This window comes from Streptomyces sp. NPDC052225, from assembly GCF_040679615.1.
Lineage (GTDB): Bacteria > Actinomycetota > Actinomycetes > Streptomycetales > Streptomycetaceae > Streptomyces.
In genome coordinates, this window is the sequence record NZ_JBFAVD010000014.1 from 75,667 (window position 1) to 95,034 (window position 19,368).

A 19,368-nucleotide genomic window follows, 5' to 3' on the forward strand; every position below is an offset into this window, starting at 1 on the left:
GATCCCCCATGGCGAGCGATGTGCCGACGGGTCATGTGTCCGATCTCGACTGGCTGATGAGCGGCCTCGTCCAGCGCGTACCCCACACCCACAGCGCCGTGCTCCTCTCCTCCGACGGCCTCGTCAAGTCCGTGCACGGACTCGACCCCGACAGCGCCGACCACATGGCGGCCCTCGCGTCGGGCCTCTACTCGCTCGGCCGCAGCGCCGGAGTCCGGTTCGGCGACGGTGGCGACGTACGGCAGGTGGTCGTGGAGCTGGACTCCACGCTGCTGTTCGTGTCGACCGCGGGCTCCGGCACCTGCCTCGCCGTGCTCGCCGGACGGGAGGCCGACGCCGCCGTCCTCGGCTACGAGATGGCCATGCTCGTCAAGAGCGTGCGGCCCTACCTGGTGACGGCACCGCGGCAGCCCTCGGCCGAGCCCACGGCGATGAGGAATTGAGCGTGGCGGCCCCGCAGGACGGGCCATGGCTCGACGGCGCGGCCGGCCGCCTCGTTCGCCCCTACACGGTCAGCAACGGGCGCACCCGGCCGAGCACGTCGATGGATCTGCTGTCCCTGGTCATGGCCACCGGGGCAACCCCCCTCGGCTACCTGGGCCCCGAACACAGCCAGGCGCTCGACCTGTGTGCCCAGCCCACGTCGGTCGCGGAGATCGCCGGCCATCTGAAACTCCCCGCAGTCGTCACCAAGGTGCTTCTCTCGGACCTCGTCGACTGCGGGGCGATCACCACCAAGCCCCCCACGTTCCACGAAAACCCCACTGACCGGTCCCTACTGGAGGCAGTGCTCGATGGACTACGACGACAGCTCTGAGCTGTTCCCCACTGCGCTGAAGATCTTGGTGGCGGGCGGGTTCGGCGTCGGAAAGACGACCTTCGTCGGGGCGGTCAGCGAGATCGCACCGCTCAGCACGGAAGAGCTGCTCACCACCGTCAGCGCAGCGACCGACGATCTCGAGGGCATCGAGAACAAGGTCGAGACGACGGTCGCGATGGACTTCGGGCGGATCACGCTGGACCCGGAGCATGTGCTGTACCTGTTCGGCACCCCGGGGCAGGAACGCTTCTGGTTCATGTGGGACGAGCTCTCCGAAGGCGCCCTGGGGGCCGTGATCCTCGCCGACACCCGGCGCCTGGAGGACTGCTTCGCCGCCGTCGACTTCTTCGAGGAGCGCGGCATGGGGTTCATCGTGGCGGTCAACGAGTTCGACGGCGCGTACCGCTACGAACCGGAGGAGGTGCGCGCCGCCATCGACCTCGACCCCCAGGTCCCGGTGGTCCGCTGCGACGCACGCATCTCGAGTTCCGGCATCCAGACGCTGCTCACCCTGGTCAGGCACCTGCTGGCGCACGCCGCGCCGGCGGCGCCCAGCTTCGGGGCCCACACGTGACAGGAGCACACACGTGACCTACGACGCGGCCGGGCGTCTGCTGCTCACCCCGGTCGACAAGGAAGGCCCCGAGCGGGCGCGGCGGCTGCGCAGGCTCGACCTCGGGCGGCGCCCCGAGCGCACCTTCGACCTCTTCGCCGACCGGCTCGCGGGCGTCACCGGGGCGCCTTACGCGATGGTCAACTTCATCGACGAGAACCGGCAGTTCTTCGCCGGCCTGCACACGCCCGACGGCGACCACCGGGGCGGCGAACTGGGCGCGGTGGCAGCGGAGTCGGCAGCGGGCTCGGCGAGCCGCTATATGGCACGCGATCACGGCTACTGCCCCCATGTAGTCGTGCGCCGCAAGGCACTCGTCCTTGAAGACGTGTGCGACTACCCGCGATTCGCGGGCAACCCTGTGGTCGACGAGATCGGCATCCGCTCCTACCTGGGCGCCCCGCTGATCGACGACCGTACGGGGCTCGCGCTCGGCACCGTATGCGTGGTGGACACCGAACCGCGGCCCTGGGGGCGGGCCGGACTCGCGACCATCAAGGCGATGGCGGGCGAGGTGATGGACATGATCCGGGTGCGCGGCGACACCCTGCTGTGACCTGGGCTTCACGCCGTGACGGTGTCACCGTCGGGGAACGTGATCCGGACCGCGCCGTCCTCCTCCACCGTGCAGTTGACCGACTCCCGCAGGGCCCGCGGGTGCACCACGTCACGGGTCAGGGCCACCAGCGTGACGTGGACGCTCGTACCGCCCGGGTGGTGCGCCGCGCGGAGGTACGGGGTGGCCGAATGCGGGCCGAAGGCGTTGGCCTCGACCTCGCGGGCGATCCCGGTCTCCTCGTCCCAGCCGTACAGCGCGACCACGGCGCTCGTCAGCCCCGACTCCGTACGCGTCAGGGCCCAGCCGGGGCCGAGTTCGCCCTGCGGCCGGACGGCGTCGGCCACCGCGTGACCGCCCTCGCGCACGGTCAGGCCCGCGGCGGCCCGCACCCGGTGCACCCGCAGCTCCCACGGCCCGTGCAGCACACTCGTCGACTCGATCGGGAACTCTTCGTCGCTGCCCGGGAGTTGAGCGTCGTGACGGGAGGAGGCGCGGCGCCCCTCGCAGGTGAGCGGATGGATGCGGCGGCGGCGCGACGGGGTGCCGTCGGGCGCGAGCAGCGCGAGGTGGTTGTCGACCGTGCGGGCCCAGGCGTGCGGCGCGGACTCGGGCGCGGCCGCCGTGGAGTAGGCGAGCTTCGCGTAGTGCGGATCGTCCTCGGCCGGGCCTTCCAGGGGGTTGTGGTCGCTGCCGTGGTTGATCAGCCGGACGATGCCGTCGTGCGGCGTGCCGTGCAGCAGCCAGCCCGGCGCGGGCAGCGCCGTGTACTGCGCGGACTCCTCGACGGGGAGCGGGAGTTCACGCTCCGTCCACACCGGGTGATCGGCGGGCAGCAGAAGTCCCGCGAAGCCCTTGCTCGCCCAGTACGGTGACGCGGGCCCCGAATACGCCTGGGTCGCGGGCAGGAACGTGTCGTACCAGCCCAGCGGCAGCAGCCCCCGTTCGTCCGGCACGCCGCGCTCCACGAAGTGCCGGGCCGCACCGGACGCGAGGCGCCGGGTGAGGCCGGGCGCGAGCGGCGTGCAGTCCGCGAGCGCGCCCATCCACACGGGCGCCGTCGCCGCGAACCGGTACGTGAGCGAGCGGCCCTGGTGCACGGGGGCGCCGTCGCCGCCGAAGAACTGCGGGTAGGTGGCGAGGAACTGGCCGAGGCGCTCCCGGTAGACCTTGGTGCGGCCGGTATCGGGGTCCTCGCCGGCGATCCGTGACCACAGCAGCGGATACAGGTGCAGGGCCCAGCCGATGTAGTAGTCGAAGTTGCGGCCGTCGCCGTCGGTGTACCAGCCGTCGCCGACGTACCAGTCCTCGATCCGGTCCAGGCCGCCGTCGATGTCGCTCTGGCTGTAGGGAGCGCCGACGGACGCGAGGAACTGCTCCGACACCACTTGGAACAGGCGCCAGTTGTTGTCCCAGGTGCGTCCGCCGACGAAACCGGAGAACCACTCGACGACCCGCTCCTGCACCCGGACGTCGAGCCGGTCCCAGATCCAGGGGCGTGTCTCGTGCAGCGCGACGGCGATCGAGGCGGCCTCCACCATCTGTTGGGAGCAGTCGGTGAGTTCGGGCCAGGCCTCGCCACTGTCACGGTCCGTGCCCGTTGTCAGACCCTCCGTATACCTTTCGATCAGGTGGGAGACGGCGGCCGCGTCGGGGCCATCGCCGCCGCCCGCGCCCGCGATCCGGAAGGAGGCCAGCAGAAATGTCCGAGCGAAGCCTTCGAGCCCGTCCGAGACGACCCCGGACCAACTGGCCCGCCCCGGCAGCCGGTACTGCGCGAAACCGGGGGTCGCGTACGGGACGAGCGCGTCCAGCTGGCGGTCGGCCAGGGCCTCCCAGTGCGCCCGCGTCCAGCCCGTCCGGGGGGAGCGGACACGGTCGGTGGGCGGCAGGGAGAAGTACGGGGCGGGCATGGCGGTTCGCTTGCTCCTCGGTTCGGGGCTCCGCGGCCGGGGCGGTGGCCGCGGATCAGACGAGTTCGGCGGTGTGCGTACGGCCGCGGGAGCCCGCGACGCGGACGGTGACCACGGGACGGCGGCCGGGTGCGACCTGCACCGTGTCGTCGGCCCGCACCACCTGCCGTACGGGGAACGGGAGTTGGACGGTGACGGTCGTCGCCGTGCGGCCGGGATCGGCGAGCGCCACCGAGATCCCGTCGTCGCGGCGGCGGACGAGGACGGTGCAGGGGCCGTCCGCGCGCAGCCCGCCGACCGCGCCCGCCGCCCAGAAGTGCACGGCGAGCAGCCCGAGCCGGGGCGACTCGACCGCCTGGACCGTCGTGTCGTTGGCGACGACGCGCACCGGCCGGGACCGGGACCAGGCGCCCGTAGCGGTGGCGGTGGCGCCCGGCAGCAGGACGTAGGCACAGGAAGCGGACGTGGGGGAGGGGCCGTGATCGAACCAGAGCGTGGCGTAGCGGCGGATGACGGGGGCGGTGCTGCCGCCGGTGTCGGCGCCGGTGTTGAGGGAGCGCCAGGTGCCGGTGCGCTCTTCGCGGAGCGCGTGCAGGGGGCCGCCGGCCGGGAAGACGTAGCCGCCGGTGCCTTCCAGGTGGGCCCAGGAGGCGTCGGTCAGCGCCGCCGACCAGCCCGGCTCCGCGGGTTGCGGGTGTCCGTCGACGGTGAGGCGGGGCGCGCCCTCGGCGTGCAGGTTCCGGTTCTCCACGATCGTCTCGACGGTGCGGCCGTCGCTCGCCGTGATGCCCGCGCCCAGGGCGACGACCGCGTTGTCCACGAAGAACCAGGCCTTCTTGGCGCGCAGCGTCGACCCGTCGGCGATCAGCTCCATCGCCGCGGCCCCGTACCGGCCGTTGAGGACGGCGCCGCCCGCGACCGCGTTCTTGGGCCGCATCGTGCCCGTCCCGCCCCCGGTCCCGAGGTCGGCCCGCGCGCGGGTGTCCACCGTCGTCCCCGGCAGTCGGTACGGATCGACGGTCGGCCAGAAGCCGTCCCCGAAGGCGTCGAGGTCGTCGCCTTCGTACAGGTACGTCATGCCGTCGCCGGTGTACCAGCCGTGCAGGTTCTCGCCGTTGCCCGCCTCGTACGCGGCGATGCGCTTCGAGGACAGCGCCAGGGCGCACGCCCAGCCGGGCCTGCGGTGCACGACCCGGTCCATGCCGGCGAAGACGAAGTGGCCGGTGAGCCGGTCGGCGGGGAGCACCGCCGGATCGTCGAGGACCGCCTTGGCGCGGGCGAGCGCGGGGATGCCGACGAGCGTCGCGTACGGCGTCTCGCGGTTGCGCAGGATCCAGCCCTTGGCCGCCGCGCGCCAGCGCTCCGCGTACGACTGCGGTGCGCCCTCCGCGAGTTGGAGGATGTACGAGACGGTGACGGCGCCGTCGGTGTGGTCGCGGGCCCGCTCCCGGGAGATCGCCCGGCCGCGCACCGCGTCCATCATCAGGCCGTCGAAGAGAACCGGTGCGAAGGTCCGGTCGACGGCGTCGTGGAGCACCGAGACGGCCGGGTCCGTGACCGCGTGCTCCGAGCCGGCCAGCAGCGCGATGAGCTGCCCCACGCTGCCGAGCAGCACGCTGCCGTACGTTCCCGTGTAGGCGACGGAGTCGTGCTGGACGAACGAGCCGTCCGCGTAGAAGCCGTCGCCCGAAGTGACGTACCGGAACAGACTGTTGCGGCCCTGGTCGCGGACGTCGGACAGGCCGTCGCGGGCCAGCGCGACCACGGCCGCGTCCCGGGCGAGCAGCCCGCGCAGCGCGACGATGACGGCCTTGTCGGCGCGGTTGGCACCGGTCTCGGCGAGGCCGGGGGAGTTGGTGCGCCGGTCCGGGTTCGGGACGAACCGGGCGACCGTCTTCAGGTAGGCGTCGAGGTCGTCGGCCGGGAGCGAGGCCCGCAGCAGGACGCAGGTGTCCATCAGCGCCCTGGGCGCGCCGATCTCCCAGAACCACCAGTTGCCGGACTCGGAGCGGGCCGGGTGGTAGCCGGTGGTGTGCAGGAAGCGCAGGGCGCCGAGCAGCCCGGCGAGCACCGTGGGCTCGCCGGTCAGCGAGGTGCCGGGCGTGGCCCACGCGGTGGCCAGGGTGCGCAGCCGCTGGTAGCTCTGGCCGAACATGCCGGGGTCGGAGGCAGGGGCCAGGTCCGCCCACAGCGCCGTGCGCCCGGCCGACGTGTCGATCTGTCGCCACCAGGTGGCGGCCTGGGTGTCCAGTGCCGTGAGCGCGGCGGCGAAGTCGGTGTCGTCCGGGTCGAAGGTGCCGCCGGTGAGCTGCCGCGCGGCCCGCGCGAGCAGGCCCTCGTACGGGTCGTCGGCCGCGGCGGCGCTGCTCGCGAGGGCGCCGGGCAGGCTCACCGCGGCGGCCGCACCCGCGAGAGCGAGTGTCTGACGTCTGCTGAGGTCCATGGTCGCTCGTCACCCTTCCCGTCAGTCGCTCAGGCCGGCCGGGTCGACGTCCGGCTTCGGCAGGTTGAGTGCGGCGAGTTCGGCGCGGCCCTGAGCGTCGATGGGGAACGCCCAGGTCGTGAGGAAGAAGTCGGTGAGATCCCGGCCGGCGACGCGGCTGGCGTACGTGGCCAGGGCCCGGTAGCGCTTGTCGTTCTCGGTGTAGCTCGACTGCGGGTTCTCCTCGCGCACGAGGCGGTGCATCCGCGGCCAGAAGTCGTCCCCGAACGCGAGCTCCAGCTGCCGCAGCGGCACGAGCTTCTCGTACGCGCCGAACGACTTCTCGTAGGTGAGCCCCGCCGTGCCGAACTTGGCCTGGGCGGACTGGAAGTAGTTCAGCCCGGTCGACGGCGTCACGGTCAGCAGGTTCGACGGCTGCCCGAGGGCCCGCTGCACCGCCAGCGAGTAGATGTTCACCGTGACCTCGGTGAGTCCGCCCGGCTTGTAAGCGAACTGCTGATGCAGATGGCCGAGTTCGTGGTAGAGCCCCCAGCCCCGGGTCGTCAGGCCGGTCACGGTGGTGGCCCGGTCGAGGTAGGCGCGCGGGAACCCGTTGTAGCCGTGGGTGGCGTACGCGCCGACGCCGGACGGCACGACCGACACCTCGGTGAAGTGGTAGCCGCCCGCCTTCGGCCGGTGCACCGGCTTGGACCCGTCGAGGCCGCTGATGTCGGACTCGGCGTCGATGATCCGCTCCAGGAGCCGCAGCAGCGCCGCGTGGTCTTCGTCGCGGTGGAGCAGCGCGCCCTCCCGGGTGAGCGTCACGATGGACCGGGGGCCGTGCAGTTCGACGAGCGGGACGTCGGTGTACGTGTCCAACTGGCGCTGGTAGTCGGCCTCTTGGGTGGAGCCGAGAGTGAAGACGGGCATCGGGGCGGAGCCGCTCTTCAGCTTGACCGCCGCGCGCTGCCCGTCGCCCGCGAGGGAGAAGTAGACGGGCCCGCCGTGCGGGTCGGTGACCGTGTTCGCGCCGGCCTTCAGGGGGTAGCTGCGGGGCGCGGTGAGCGTGCCGTAGTAGTCCCACTGCCCGATCCAGAGCGTCGGCACCACGTCGTCGTACGGCAGCACGTCGAGGCGGAGCGCGGCGCCGGGCAGGGCGTAGCGGCCCGTGGCCTGGAACTCGGAGGCGCGCAGCGCCTGTCCGAGGCGCAGCCGCTCGGCCTCCGCGGAGGGCCGTGCTCTGAGCTCCACGGTCACCGCATCGGCATGGGCCTCGGCGCCGGCGGCGTGTGCGGCCGGCCCGGCGCCGAGGCCGACGGCGATCGCGGCGCCGGTGGCCGCGGCGCTGGTCAGGACGGTACGGCGGGACGGAGCTTCGGGAGTGCGCATGCGGAGTCGTCTCCTTGCGGTCATCCGAACAGGGAGGGGAAGGTGCGGCAGGGAGGTGCGGTGGAGGGCGGACGCAGGGCGAGTGCGCCGCGTCGCCAGCATGTAAGCGTTTGCTACCTGCCCGCAAGAGGTTCCGGGGAGTTTCTGTTCGTTACTACGTCAAGTGGCGCCGATCCGAGCAGAATCGAGCAGCGCAGCGGGACTGGGCGGCACAGCGGAACGGGCCAGCACAGCGGAACGGGCCGGCCCGGCGCGACCGGCGGGCCCGGCGCGACCGGCCGGTCCAGGGCATCCGAGCGGCGAGGCGCGACCGAGCGGCGAAAGGGCTCAGCCGGCTCAGCCCTGCCGCCGTCCCGCCCGGGGCGGCGCCACCGAATCGCGCACCACGATGTGCGTCCCCAGCCGCAGTGTGCCGGTCGTGGGCGCGCGCCAGTCGTCCTCGTCGCCGCCGTTGAGCGCGACCCGGACCGCCTGTCGGCCCATCTCCTCCAGCGGGATCCGGACCGTGGTCAGGCGGGGCCGCAGCTCCTGGGCCACCGGAATGTCGTCGTAGCCCACCAGCGACATGTCCTGCGGGACGCGTACGCCGGCCTCCTCCAGGGCCTGGGCCGCGCCCGCCGCGACGATGTCGTTCGCGGCGAAGACGGCGGTGAAGTCGGGTGCCTCCCGCAGGAGTTCGGCCATGCGCCGGTAGCCGAAGGCGCGGCTGAACGCGCCGGGCTGTTCCAGCCGCGGGTCGCGCCCGATGCCGCGCAGCTCCAACGCGCGCCGGTGTCCGGCGAGCCGGTCGCGGGCCGTCGACAGGCCGGGCGGCCCGCCGAGGTACAGGATCCGCCGGTGCCCCTGGGTGATCAGGTGGTCGGTGAGGGCGAAGGCGCCGCCCTCGTTGTCGTACTCCACGCCGACCGTGGGTACGTCGTCGCCGAGGGAGGGCCGCCCGCACAGCACCAGCTTCGAGCCGCCCGCGTCCAACTCGCGCGCGCGGCGGGCCAGTTCGGCCTTGTAGGCACGGTCCTCGACGCTGCCGCCGACGAGCACGACCGCGTCCGCGCGCCGCTCGTGCATCAGCTCGATGAAGGCCAGCTCCCGCTGTGGATCGCCCTGGGTGCAGCAGACCAGGCACAGTCGGTCGCCGTCGGTCGCCTCGCGCTCCACGCCGCGCGCGATGTACGCGTAGAACGGGTCGATCAGCTCGCTCACGATGATGCCGACGGTGCGGCCGGAGACCCCGGCGAGCGCGCGGGCGTGGGCGTTGACCACGTAGCCGAGCGCGCGCATCGCCTCCTCGACGCGTTCGCGGGTGGCGGCGGCGACCGGATAGTTGCGGTTCATGACGCGGGACACGGTCGCCGTGGACACACCCGCGCGCTTGGCCACGTCCACGACCGTGGCGCGGCGCTGCCCGCCGGCCGTGCCGCTCGCGCCGGACGCCGTCGAACTCTGCCGGGACATCCGGCCCACCCCCTGATGGTCGTGCTGTTGTGCTGTCGGTGCTCCGCCCGGACCAGAGCCTATGGCGTGCGGCGCGGGCCCGGTCACGCGATCCGCTCCAGATCCTCCAGGAGCACGGGATGGTTGAGGGGCACCCCGCGGGCGTACCGGGCCAGTTCGTCGACGGCGAGCGCGCCGAGCCGCCCGACCTCGTTGCCCTGGGCGCCCGCCATGTGCGGGGTGATGAAGACGTTGGGCAGCTCCCACAGGGGGTGGTCGGCGGGCAGCGGCTCCGGGTCGGTGACGTCGAGTACCGCGTCGATACGCCCGCTGACCAGGTGCCCGGTCAGCGCGGCGGTGTCCACGAGCGGGCCGCGCGCGGTGTTCACGAGCAGGGTGCCCGGCCGCATCAGATCCAGCCGGCGCGCGTCGAGCAGCTGCCGGGTCTCGGCCGTGTCGGGCGCGTGCAGGGTCACCACGTCGCTGGTCGCGACCAGGGTGTCCAGATCGGTGCGGGTCGCGCCGAGCAGCTCGGCCTCGGCGTCGCTCACGTACGGGTCGTAGAGCAGGACCTCGGCGTCGAGCGGGCGCAGGAGCCGGACGACGCGCCGGCCGATGTGCGAGGCGCCGACGACGCCGACCGTGAGGCCGTGCGTGCCGAGCCAGTGGTGCTGGTCCAGGTCGTCGGCGGTGCGGTGGGTGCGGCGGGTGCGGAAGAGATGGGAGAGGGGGAAGGCGCGTTTGGCGCCCAGGATGATCGCGGCGAGGGTGAACTCGGCGACCGGCACCGCGTTGGCGGCTGCCGCCGAGGAGACGGTGATCCCGCGCTCGTAGGCGTCCCGGCTCAGAAACGTCTTCACGGTGCCGGCGGCGTGGATCACCGCACGCAGCCGGGGTGCGCGGTCGAGCACGGCCGTGTCGATGGGCGGGCAGCCCCAGCCGGTGAGCAGCACCTCGCACTCGGCGAGCGCCGCGTGTGCCGTGCTGCTGGCGAACTCCCGTACGACACAAGGGGGTTGGATGTCGGCGGTCTCCTCGAGGCGGGCCCGTACCGACGGCGGGAAGACGTCGTCGACGACCGAGGAGTCCATCGCGAGAACCGTGCGGGGCCGCCGCGGGGGCGGTGTGGCGTCGGCGGCCGTGGCCTCGACCGGCGCCTCGTCAGTGGTACGCACCCTGCCTCCGGACAGTAAACGTATTCTATGGCGTTACCGAAAACTAGGGAGCCCGATGCGGGACCGTCAAGGTCAACCACACCGCCACTGCTGCGAGTTGCCAGCAATTTCGCCGAAATGCCCGGTCGTGCAGGGCTCGTGAGAGGTGCGCGTCACGCAGGTGTTGCCCGCATCTATTGACGACAGGGTTAACCGCTTACTAACTTGCCGCCGCAGCAGGAGAGTTACCGCATCGCGCCACTTCGGCCGAACAGGACCGCCTCATGACTGTTCCCGCACCACCGTCCGTCGTCCCCCGCAAGACCCTCCGGCAGCGTCTCCAGCGCGACAAGGTGATGCTGCTGCTGTGCCTGCCGGGTTTCCTGTATTTCGTGGTGTTCCACTACGTGCCGCTGCTCGGCTACATGGTGGCGTTCCAGGACTACCAGCCCTATCTCGGCTACATGCACAGCGCCTGGACCGGCTTCGCCAACTTCAGCGCCGCCTTCGCCGACCCCGACTTCTGGTCGGCGACCGGCAACACGCTGACGATCGCGCTCGTCCAGCTGGTCCTGTTCTTCCCCGTGCCGATCGGGCTCGCCCTGCTGCTCAACAGCATCGTCAGCGACAAACTGCGCCGCTTCGTGCAGAGCGTCGTCTACCTGCCGCACTTCATCGGCTGGGTCATCATCGTCTCGATCTTCCAGCAGATACTCGGCGGCGCGGGTGTCGTCCCCGACCTGCTCGAAGCGCTCGGCCTGCCGCGCTACGACATGATGACCGACCCCGACGCGTTCCCCTGGCTGCTCGCGCTTCAGGTCATGTGGAAGGACGCCGGCTGGGGCACGATCATCATCCTCGCCGCGCTGCTCTCCGTGGACCGCGGCCTGTACGAGGCGGCGGCCATGGACGGCGCGGGCCGCGCACGCCGCTTCTGGCACGTCACGCTGCCCGGCCTCTCCCCGGTCCTGGTCCTCTTGCTGATCCTCAACCTCGGCAACATCCTGACCGTCGGCTTCGAGCAGATCCTCCTCCAGCGCGACGCCGTCGGCCCGGGCAGCGGCGAGGTCCTGGACACGTACGTCTACTTCCACGGGATCAAGGACAACCAGTGGGGCACGGCGGCCGCGGTCGGTCTCGTGAAGGCCGTGATCGGCACCGTCCTCGTCATCGGCGCGAACAAGTTCGCCCACCGGCTCGGCCATGAAGGGGTGTACCGCGGTGCTGACCGCTGAGACGACGACCGCCGTCCGGACCCGGGGAAGTGCCCCACAGGCCCCGCAGGAAGGGGAGTTGCGCCCGTCCGGGGCCCGGCCGCCCTGGATGGAGAAGCCCACCAAGGCCGGCCTGGTCATCAAGGGTCTCGCTCTGGTCCTCGTCGTCGGGCTCGTCGCGTACCCGCTGCTCGGCGTGATCGGCACGAGCTTCGCCTCGCAGAGCGACATCATCCGCTCGAACGGGCTCGTCCTGTGGCCCGATCACCCGAACCTCGACGCCTACCGCACGGCGTTCACCGGCGGCCGCGTCACCCGCGCTCTGTTCGTCAGCGTCGGGGTCACGGTCCTCGGCACCGGATGCAGCCTGCTCGCCACCATCGGCATGGCGTACGGGCTCTCGCGGCGCGGCATCGTCGGTGGCCGCTTCATCCTCATGACGGCCCTGTTCACGATGCTGTTCAACGCGGGCGTCATCCCCAACTTCCTTCTCGTGAAGGAGCTCGGCCTCTACAACACCTTCGCCGCGCTCGTGCTGCCCACGATGGTCAGCGCGTTCAACCTCGTCGTGATGCGCGCCTTCTTCATGAACCTCCCCGGGGAGCTGTACGACGCCGCGAAGGTCGACGGCGCGGGCGACCTGCGCACCCTCGTCCAGGTCGTGCTGCCGTTGTCGAAGGCGGTCGTCGCCGTCGTCGGGCTCTTCTACGCGGTCGCGTACTGGAACGCGTACTTCAACGCCCTGCTGTACCTCGGCGACAACGACAAGTGGCCGCTGCCGATGGTGCTGCGCACGTTCATCCTCCAGGGGCAGGCCCTCGACTCCGGGGCGGTCGGCGAGGTCGTGGCCCCGCAGCAGGCCGTGCAGATGGCCGTCCTCGTCATCGCGGTCGTCCCGATCCTGCTCGTCTACCCCTTCCTCCAGCGGTACTTCACGAAGGGCGTGCTCACCGGAGCAGTCAAGGGCTGACCGGCGACGCGCCTCCGTGGAAAGCGCCCCCACCTCTCTTCTCATCCCCTCCTGTCGAGGAGTTCTCCGATGTCCGGCACCCTCCCTGCTCATCGACCCGTCAACCGCCGCACCCTGTTCCGCTGGGGCACGGGCCTCGGCCTCGGGGTCGCGGCCGCCCCGCTGCTCGCCGCGTGCGGCGACGGCGGTACCGCGGCGAAGGCCGACGCCATCGGCGGCAAGCTGCTGCCGAGGACGACGGTCCGCTCCATCGGTATCAACGCCGATCTGCCCGGCACCGCGGCCGGCGTCCCGAACGCGTTCCTGAAGTACCCGACGGACCTGGTCCGGGCGACGAAGGGCACCCCGCTCAAGGGGGCCAAGAAGATCACGGCCGTCACCGAGACCTTCGCCCCGCTGCCGCCCGCGCGCGGCAAGAACGCCGCCTGGCAGGCCATCGAGAAGCTCCTCGGCACCGAGGTGGACTTCACGGCGGTGCCCGCCGACGACTATCCGGCGAAGTTCTCCACCATGGTCGCGGGCGACCAGCTCCCGGACATCTTCATGTACCCGGAGACCGGCGGCGTCGACAACATGGCCTCGTTCCTCCAGGCCAAGTGCGCCGACCTCGGCCCGCACCTGTCCGGCGACAAGGTCAAGGACTACCCGAACCTGGCGGCCATCCCCGAGTACGGCTGGCGCGACGCGGTCAAGGGCGGGAAGCTCTACGGCATCCCGATCGCCCGAAGCGGCAGTGCGGGCGCCGGTTTCTACCGCGCCGACCTGTTCGCGCGGGCGGGCGTCACGAGCCTCGACCAGATCGACAGCATCGAGCGGCTCGTCGAGCTCGCGAAGGAGCTCAGCGACTCCAGGAAGAAGCAGTACTTCTTCACCGGCGGCGGCGTGAACCTGCTCGCCATGTCGGCCGGCGCCCAGCACCTGTGGAAGCGGGACCACAAGACCGGCAAGTGGACCTACCAGATCGAGGACGACAAGTACCGGTACGCCATCGAGACCGCAGCCAAGCTCTACAAGGCGGGCTGCTACTACCCGGGCACCGTCCAGATGTCCGGGGCGCAGAAGGCCGAGTACACGAACCTCTTCAAGAACGGCAAGGCCGCGTACGTGTACGACGGCATGCCGTCCTACCTCGCCCCCGGCGCCGGCTACGTCGACTCCATGGCCGCCATCGACAAGACCTTCGACGTCCGGCCGATCGTCCCGGTCGGCAAGGACGCGGTGGCCTGGACGGACAATGTCTCGCTGGAGAACTGCTACGTCACCAAGGCGAGCGACGCCCGCGTCAAGGAGATCCTGCGCCTCGCCGACTTCGCGGCCTCGCCGTTCGGCTCCCTCGAGTACACGCTCATCACGTACGGCGTCGAGGGCACCGACTACCGGCGCGACAAGAACGGCACGCCGGTCCTCACCAAGCAGGGCACTCAGGACATCACCGTGCCGTGGTCGAAGCTGGCGTCGGCGGCGCCCGCGTTCTTCAGCGCGACCAACCCGGACGCGGCCAAGCACGTCCACGAGGCGTACACGAAGATCATCCCGATGCTCATCGAGGACCCGACCCAGGGTTACTCCTCGCCGACCTGGGACTCCAAGGGCCTCGGCAGCCTCTACACCATCCATCTCGACGGCATGAAGGACTTCGTCACCGGCCGCGAGCCGCTGTCCGCGTACGACTCCTGGGTCAAGAAGTGGCGCAAGGCGGGCGGCGACACGTGCCGCGCCGAGTTCGAGCAGGCATCAGAGAAGCAGGCATCAGAGAAGCAGGCCTCCGGGAAGAAGGGTTCCAAGTGACCACCACCAGACGCGCGTTGCTCGGCAGGTCCGCGTCGGCCGCCGTGGCCGCCGCCGTCGGCGTCCCGCTGTTCGGCGCCCCCGCGCTCGCCGCCGAAGGATTCGACCCGCGCCCCGGCTCCGACGGCGTCGGCGACCCGCTCTACCCGACGCTCGGCAACGGCGGCTACCAGGTCGTCCACTACGACCTGACCTTCGACTTCACACCCGTGACGTACGACTTCACGGCCGTGGTCCGGATGAACGCGCAGGCCACGCAGGACCTGTCCGCGTTCAACCTGGACACCGACGGCCACACCATCGACGCCGTCACAGTGAACGACCGCGCGGCCCAATTCGCCCTGTCCGCAGGTAAGTCGGGGCAGGAGCTGACGGTCACCCCGACCGCACCGCTCCACAAGGGCACCCCGTTCACGATCGCCGTCAGCTACCACGGCAACGGCAAGGCACCCCGGACGAGCCTGTCAGGCTGGAAGTTCGGCGCGGACGGCGGCTTCGCCTCCGCCGTGCAGTCCTCGCGCGCCGACACGTTCCTGCCGTGCAACGACACCCCCTCCGACAAGGCCACGTGGACCTTCCACCTCTCCGCGCCCGAGGGCTATGTCGCCGCCGCCAACGGCGAGTTGACCGGCACCGACAAGCGCCCGGACGGTTCGACGGTCTGGCACTTCGCGCTGCGCGAGCGGATGCCCACCGAACTGCTCGGCATCGCCGTCGTCAAGGGCACGTATCTGTACGGGACGTCGCACGCGGGCCTCCCGCTGCGCCACATCGTCCCCCGGGGCGAGGAGGACACGTACGCGCCGATCGTGGCCCGCACCCCCGACCATCTCGCCTGGCTTGAGGCGAAGTTCGGGACGTACCCCTTCTCCGTGTACGGGCTGCACATCTACGGCGGCTACACCGACGCCCTGGAGAACTCCACGCTCACCCTGATGGGCACCAACTGGTTCAAGCTCAACGCCGACGGCAACCCCACCTACGAGAACACGATGGTGCACGAGCTGACCCACCAGTGGTTCGGCGACTCGGTCACCCCGCACGACTGGCAGCAGGCCTGGCTCAACGAAGGCCCCGCCGTGTACTACGCCGCCCTCTACAGCGAGGAGCGCGGCTGGTCGCGGATGGCCGACAAGATGAAGGCGACCTACGCCAAGCTCGACGCGATCCGCGCGAGCGACGGCCCGCCCGGACGGCCCAAGGGACTCGGCGGCACCAACATCTACGACGGCGGCGCCCTCGTCCTGTACGCCCTTCAACTCCAGGTCGGGCAGCGGAAGTTCGACCGGATCATGGGCCTGTGGCCGCGCCGCTTCAAGGACCGGACCGTCACGAGCGAGGACTTCATCGGCCACGCCGTCGACGTGACCGGCGACCGTTCGCTCGACCCGTTCCTGCGCGACTGGCTGTTCGGTGCCGTGAACCCGCCGATGCCCGGTCACCCCGACTGGACGGCCGCGTCATGAGGGGGAGTTGGAGGCGCGCGGTGTTCGCCACAGCGGCCGCGCTCGCCCTGGCCCCGCTGCCCACCGCGCAGGCCCATGCCGAAGCCGCGCCGAAGATCCTGTACGCCGCCCCGCACGGTTCCGGCGACACCTGCACCGCGGGCCGTCCGTGCTCGGTGGAGGGCGCCCGTGACGCCGCCCGCACCGTCACCGGCCGCGACATCCGCGTAGAACTCGCCGACGGCACCTACGCGTTGCGTACGCCGCTGAAACTCGGCCCCGACGACTCCGGCGTCACCTGGGCCGCCGCACCCGGCGCCGCCCCGGTCCTGTCCGGCGGCCGCGCCCTGACCGGCTGGACGGCGAACACCGACGGCACCTGGACCGCGAAAGTCCCCGACGGCGTCACCCCGCGTCAGCTGTTCGTCGACGGCGAGCGGGCCGTCCGGGCCCGCGGCACGTCCTGCGCCGCCGCCCTCTGCGATGCCACCCAGACCGGCATGACCGGCGCCGAGAAGACCGGCATCGCCGCCTGGGCCAGGCCCACCGACGCCGAAGCCGTGATCCGCGTCCGCTGGCGCAACTACCACTGCCGGATCGCGTCCGTCAGCGGCGACCTCATGACGTTCGCCCAGCCCTGCTGGACCAATTCCGCCTCCGGCACCGACCGCACCGGACCCGCCTGGGACTCGACGACCGTCGACTCGGGCCGCTACACCAAGGTCGCCTTCTTCGAGAACGCCCGCGAACTCCTCGACCAGCCAGGTGAGTTCGTCTGGGACTCGGCCGCGCGCACGGTCACGTACCTGCCGCGCACGGGCGAGAACCCGCGCCGCTTCAAGGCCGTCACCCCGGTCACCGAGAACCTGCTCGTCCTCGACGGCGCCCACGACGTCCGCATCACCGGCCTCGGCTTCGCATACGCCGCCTACCGGCAGCCGTCCACCGACGAGGGCTACGCCGGCATGCAGGCGGGCCTGACCCTGACCGGCGCCACCGGGCCCGTCGACCACGCGGGCCGCTACTACACCAAGCCGGCCGCCGCCCTCACCGTCCGCGGCGGCCGCCGAGTCGTCGTCGACCATGCCATGTTCGCCCAACTCGGCGGCGCGGGCGTGGTGTTCGAGCACGGCACCCAGGACTCCACCCTGACCCGCTCCCGCTTCTCGGACCTGTCGTCAGGGGCCGCGTACATCGGCGACACGGAACCCCGGCCCGAACCCGAACTCGCCGGCGCCCGCAACACCGTCTCCTACAACACGATCCGCCGCACGGGCGTCGAGTACACGGACGCCGTCGGCATCTGGGCCGGCTACGAGGCGCAGACCGCCATCGACCACAACACCCTCGACGACCTGCCCTACTCCGGCATCTCCGTCGGCTGGGGCTGGAACCAGCCCGAGGCGCGGACGTCCGTCCTGCGCGACAACCGCATCACGAACAACCGCATCACGAACGTCATGCGCGTCGAGCACGAACAGCACGACGGCGGCGCCATCTACACCCAGGGCGCCCAGCCCGGCACCGTGATCTCCGGGAACTACATCAACCGCAGCGCGTACGGGAACACCGAGCGCGACGGCAACGGCATCTACCTCGACGAACAGTCGAGCCACATCACCGTCACCGGCAACGTGATCACGCGCGTCGGCTACAAATGGGTCTCCAACTGGGCCGACTACGGCATCGACAACCACGCCACCGGCAACTGGGTCGACACCGACGCCCCCGCCCTCGCGGGCACCGGCTCCACCATGAGCGGCAACCACACCAAGCTCGACAGGCTCCCGGCCGAGGCCCTCAAGGTCGCCGAGGCCGCGGGCGCCGACGGACGCGGCCGCGTCGAACAGCTCCGCCCGGACCTGGCCCGTAACGGGACCGCCGCTCAGTCCACGACCGACGGCACCTCCGCGGCGGCGCGCGCGATCGACGGCGACACCTCCACCGACAGCCGCACCCTCGCCGGCGCGGGATCCTGGTGGCAGGTCGACCTCGGCGCCGCACGGCACATCGGCCAGGTGGAGATATGGAACGACGCCTCCATGACGACCGCGGAGTTCGACGTCCAGCTCGCGACCGACGCCGGCTTCACCGACGCCACCCCTGTCCACGTCACCGGTAAGGCGCTGCGCCCCACCGTCCTCGACACCGACACGGACGCCCGCTACATCCGCGTACGGCTGACGGGGACCGGCCGCGTCGGCCTCGCGCACGTCCTCGTACACCCGTAGAAGGCGGCGCCGGGGCCACCCCGGCACTCCTGCCACGAAAGGCGGTTACGTCATGACCGACACCCCGGCCGGCGACCTCGGGCTCGGCGTCCTCGGCTACGGGCTGCGCGGCTCGATCGCCCGCACCGCCCACCGGCCGGGGGCCGGCTCCCGGGTCACCGCGCTCGCCGACCACGACGCGGCGGCGCGCACGGAAGCCGCCCTGGCGTTCCCCGGCGCGCTCGTCTCCACCGACCACGCGAAGGTGATCGGCGACCCCGACGTCGACGCGATCCTCGTCCTCACCCCCGACCACACCCACGCCGCCCTGGCCTGCGAGGCGCTCAAGGCGGGCAAGCCGGTCTTCGTCGAGAAGCCCCTCGACATCACGATCGAACGCTGCGACGAGATCCTGCGCACCGCGTACGAGACCGGGACGCGCCTGTACGTGGGGCACAACATGCGGCACATGCCGGTCGTCCGGCTGATGCGCGACATCATCGCGCGCGGCGAGATCGGCGAGGTCAAGACCGTGTGGGTACGTCACTTCGTCGGCTACGGCGGCGACTGGTACTTCAAGGACTGGCACGCCGAACGGCGGTACACCACAAGTCTGTTGCTCCAGAAGGCCGCCCACGACATCGACGTCCTGCACTGGCTCGCGCACGGTTACACCCGGCAGGTGCAGGCCTTCGGCGACCTCATGGTCTACGGCGACAACCCGCACCGCCGCGAGCCCGGCGAACCCAAGCACGACGACTGGTACACGAGGGACGGCCACTGGCCGCCGCACACCCAGCGCGGCCTCAACCCGGTCATCGACATCGAGGACGTCTCGATGGTCAACATGCGCCTGGACAACGGGGTGCTGGCCGCCTACCAGCAGTGCCACTTCACCCCCGACTACTGGCGCAACTACACCGTGATCGGCGACGCGGGCCGCCTGGAGAACTTCGGCGACGGGCCCGGGGGAGTGGTCAAGGTGTGGAACAGCCGCCGCTCGACGTACCGGGCCGAGGCCGACGCCGCGTACCCCGTGCCCGACGTCCAGGACGAGGGCAGGCACGGCGGCGCCGACCCGCTCCTGATCGACGAGTTCGTACGGTTCGTGCGCGACGGCGGCACCACCGACACGTCACCCGTCGCCGCCCGGATGGCCGTCGCGGCGGGCGTACGGGCCACCGAGTCGCTGCGGGACGGCGGCACACCGCGCGAGGTGCCGCCCCTGGACCCCGGCCTGACCGCGTACTTCGAGCGCGGGCAGACCCGTCCGGCACCCGAAGAGCACGGCCTGTAGGAAAGCTGCGGCGGCGCTTAAGAAAACCTCGATGGACCCGGGGCCCCGCCGTAGGGAAGAGTCCGGGGTGGCGGCTTCCTCGCCGCCACCTCCACTCACTCTTCCCCGTGTGCGGGCCGCCTCGCGCTGCCCGCGTGCGCGACGAC

15 protein-coding genes are annotated in these 19,368 nt (G+C 71.5%); 10 read left to right on the forward strand and 5 right to left on the reverse strand.

Annotated elements, in window-relative coordinates; all coding sequences use genetic code 11:
• Positions 1-8 precede the first annotated feature (8 nt).
• From AB0L37_RS21355 to AB0L37_RS21370, 4 genes are read left to right on the forward strand one after another with little or no spacing between them, the layout of a single operon-like run.
• A complete protein-coding gene (locus AB0L37_RS21355; RefSeq protein ID WP_365507530.1) occupies positions 9-443 on the forward strand; it encodes a roadblock/LC7 domain-containing protein in 435 nt (144 codons plus the stop codon).
• A 2-nt stretch (positions 444-445) separates the two neighbouring features.
• Positions 446-817 (forward strand): DUF742 domain-containing protein, encoded by a 372-nt coding sequence (locus AB0L37_RS21360; protein WP_365507533.1) that lies wholly within the window; start codon positions 446-448, stop codon positions 815-817.
• Positions 795-1,394 carry an ATP/GTP-binding protein gene (locus AB0L37_RS21365; RefSeq protein WP_365507535.1) on the forward strand — a complete coding sequence of 200 codons (600 nt, stop codon included), beginning with the start codon at positions 795-797 and terminating at the stop codon, positions 1,392-1,394. The genes AB0L37_RS21360 and AB0L37_RS21365 overlap by 23 nt, the downstream gene beginning before the upstream one ends.
• Before the next feature lie 13 nt (positions 1,395-1,407).
• A complete protein-coding gene (locus tag AB0L37_RS21370; RefSeq protein WP_365507538.1) occupies positions 1,408-1,989 on the forward strand; it encodes a GAF domain-containing protein in 582 nt (193 codons plus the stop codon).
• An 8-nt stretch (positions 1,990-1,997) separates the two neighbouring features.
• Here AB0L37_RS21370 and AB0L37_RS21375 read toward each other — a convergent pair whose 3' ends face one another.
• From AB0L37_RS21375 to AB0L37_RS21395, 5 genes are all read right to left on the reverse strand, one after another.
• On the reverse strand, positions 1,998-3,902 hold the full coding sequence (locus AB0L37_RS21375; RefSeq protein WP_365507540.1) for a DUF2264 domain-containing protein: 1,905 nt from the start codon (positions 3,900-3,902) through the stop codon (positions 1,998-2,000).
• 55 nt (positions 3,903-3,957) lie between these two features.
• Positions 3,958-6,345 (reverse strand): polysaccharide lyase 8 family protein, encoded by a 2,388-nt coding sequence (locus AB0L37_RS21380; protein WP_365507543.1) that lies wholly within the window; start codon positions 6,343-6,345, stop codon positions 3,958-3,960.
• Positions 6,346-6,366: 21 nt separating this feature from the next.
• Positions 6,367-7,713, reverse strand: coding sequence for a M60 family metallopeptidase (locus AB0L37_RS21385; protein ID WP_365507546.1), 1,347 nt, complete (start codon positions 7,711-7,713; stop codon positions 6,367-6,369).
• Positions 7,714-8,049: 336 nt separating this feature from the next.
• Complete coding sequence (locus tag AB0L37_RS21390; RefSeq protein WP_365507549.1) at positions 8,050-9,165, reverse strand: LacI family DNA-binding transcriptional regulator; 1,116 nt, start codon at positions 9,163-9,165, stop codon at positions 8,050-8,052.
• A gap of 83 nt (positions 9,166-9,248) precedes the next feature.
• On the reverse strand, positions 9,249-10,319 hold the full coding sequence (locus AB0L37_RS21395; RefSeq protein WP_365507551.1) for a hydroxyacid dehydrogenase: 1,071 nt from the start codon (positions 10,317-10,319) through the stop codon (positions 9,249-9,251).
• A gap of 263 nt (positions 10,320-10,582) precedes the next feature.
• Here AB0L37_RS21395 and AB0L37_RS21400 point away from each other — a divergent pair, with 263 nt between their 5' ends.
• From AB0L37_RS21400 to AB0L37_RS21425, 6 genes are all read left to right on the forward strand, one after another.
• Entirely contained in the window at positions 10,583-11,533 is a 951-nt protein-coding gene (locus AB0L37_RS21400; protein ID WP_365507553.1) for an ABC transporter permease subunit, read from the forward strand.
• Between the two features lie 88 nt (positions 11,534-11,621).
• The gene (locus tag AB0L37_RS21405; RefSeq protein WP_365507810.1) at positions 11,622-12,482 is read left to right on the forward strand and encodes a carbohydrate ABC transporter permease; all 861 of its coding nucleotides are present in this window, start codon (positions 11,622-11,624) and stop codon (positions 12,480-12,482) included.
• A gap of 69 nt (positions 12,483-12,551) precedes the next feature.
• The gene (locus AB0L37_RS21410; RefSeq protein ID WP_365507556.1) at positions 12,552-14,270 is read left to right on the forward strand and encodes an extracellular solute-binding protein; all 1,719 of its coding nucleotides are present in this window, start codon (positions 12,552-12,554) and stop codon (positions 14,268-14,270) included.
• A complete protein-coding gene (locus tag AB0L37_RS21415; protein ID WP_365507559.1) occupies positions 14,267-15,736 on the forward strand; it encodes a M1 family metallopeptidase in 1,470 nt (489 codons plus the stop codon). Before AB0L37_RS21410 ends, AB0L37_RS21415 begins: the two co-directional genes overlap by 4 nt.
• On the forward strand, positions 15,733-17,946 hold the full coding sequence (locus tag AB0L37_RS21420) for a right-handed parallel beta-helix repeat-containing protein (protein WP_365507562.1): 2,214 nt from the start codon (positions 15,733-15,735) through the stop codon (positions 17,944-17,946). Before AB0L37_RS21415 ends, AB0L37_RS21420 begins: the two co-directional genes overlap by 4 nt.
• Before the next feature lie 52 nt (positions 17,947-17,998).
• Positions 17,999-19,222 (forward strand): Gfo/Idh/MocA family oxidoreductase, encoded by a 1,224-nt coding sequence (locus AB0L37_RS21425; RefSeq protein WP_365507564.1) that lies wholly within the window; start codon positions 17,999-18,001, stop codon positions 19,220-19,222.
• Positions 19,223-19,368: the final 146 nt, after the last annotated feature.

Bases quoted from the DNA above. Each gene is read 5' to 3' on its own strand.
- AB0L37_RS21355 (WP_365507530.1), top strand. From the start codon at position 9: ATGGCGAGCGATGTGCCGACGGGTCATGTGTCCGATCTCGACTGGCTG.
- AB0L37_RS21365 (WP_365507535.1), top strand. From the start codon at position 795: ATGGACTACGACGACAGCTCTGAGCTGTTCCCCACTGCGCTGAAGATC.
- AB0L37_RS21375 (WP_365507540.1), bottom strand. From the start codon at position 3,902: ATGCCCGCCCCGTACTTCTCCCTGCCGCCCACCGACCGTGTCCGCTCC.
- AB0L37_RS21380 (WP_365507543.1), bottom strand. From the start codon at position 6,345: ATGGACCTCAGCAGACGTCAGACACTCGCTCTCGCGGGTGCGGCCGCC.
- AB0L37_RS21385 (WP_365507546.1), bottom strand. From the start codon at position 7,713: ATGCGCACTCCCGAAGCTCCGTCCCGCCGTACCGTCCTGACCAGCGCC.
- AB0L37_RS21390 (WP_365507549.1), bottom strand. From the start codon at position 9,165: ATGTCCCGGCAGAGTTCGACGGCGTCCGGCGCGAGCGGCACGGCCGGC.
- AB0L37_RS21400 (WP_365507553.1), top strand. From the start codon at position 10,583: ATGACTGTTCCCGCACCACCGTCCGTCGTCCCCCGCAAGACCCTCCGG.
- AB0L37_RS21405 (WP_365507810.1), top strand. From the start codon at position 11,622: ATGGAGAAGCCCACCAAGGCCGGCCTGGTCATCAAGGGTCTCGCTCTG.
- AB0L37_RS21410 (WP_365507556.1), top strand. From the start codon at position 12,552: ATGTCCGGCACCCTCCCTGCTCATCGACCCGTCAACCGCCGCACCCTG.
- AB0L37_RS21420 (WP_365507562.1), top strand. From the start codon at position 15,733: ATGAGGGGGAGTTGGAGGCGCGCGGTGTTCGCCACAGCGGCCGCGCTC.
- AB0L37_RS21425 (WP_365507564.1), top strand. From the start codon at position 17,999: ATGACCGACACCCCGGCCGGCGACCTCGGGCTCGGCGTCCTCGGCTAC.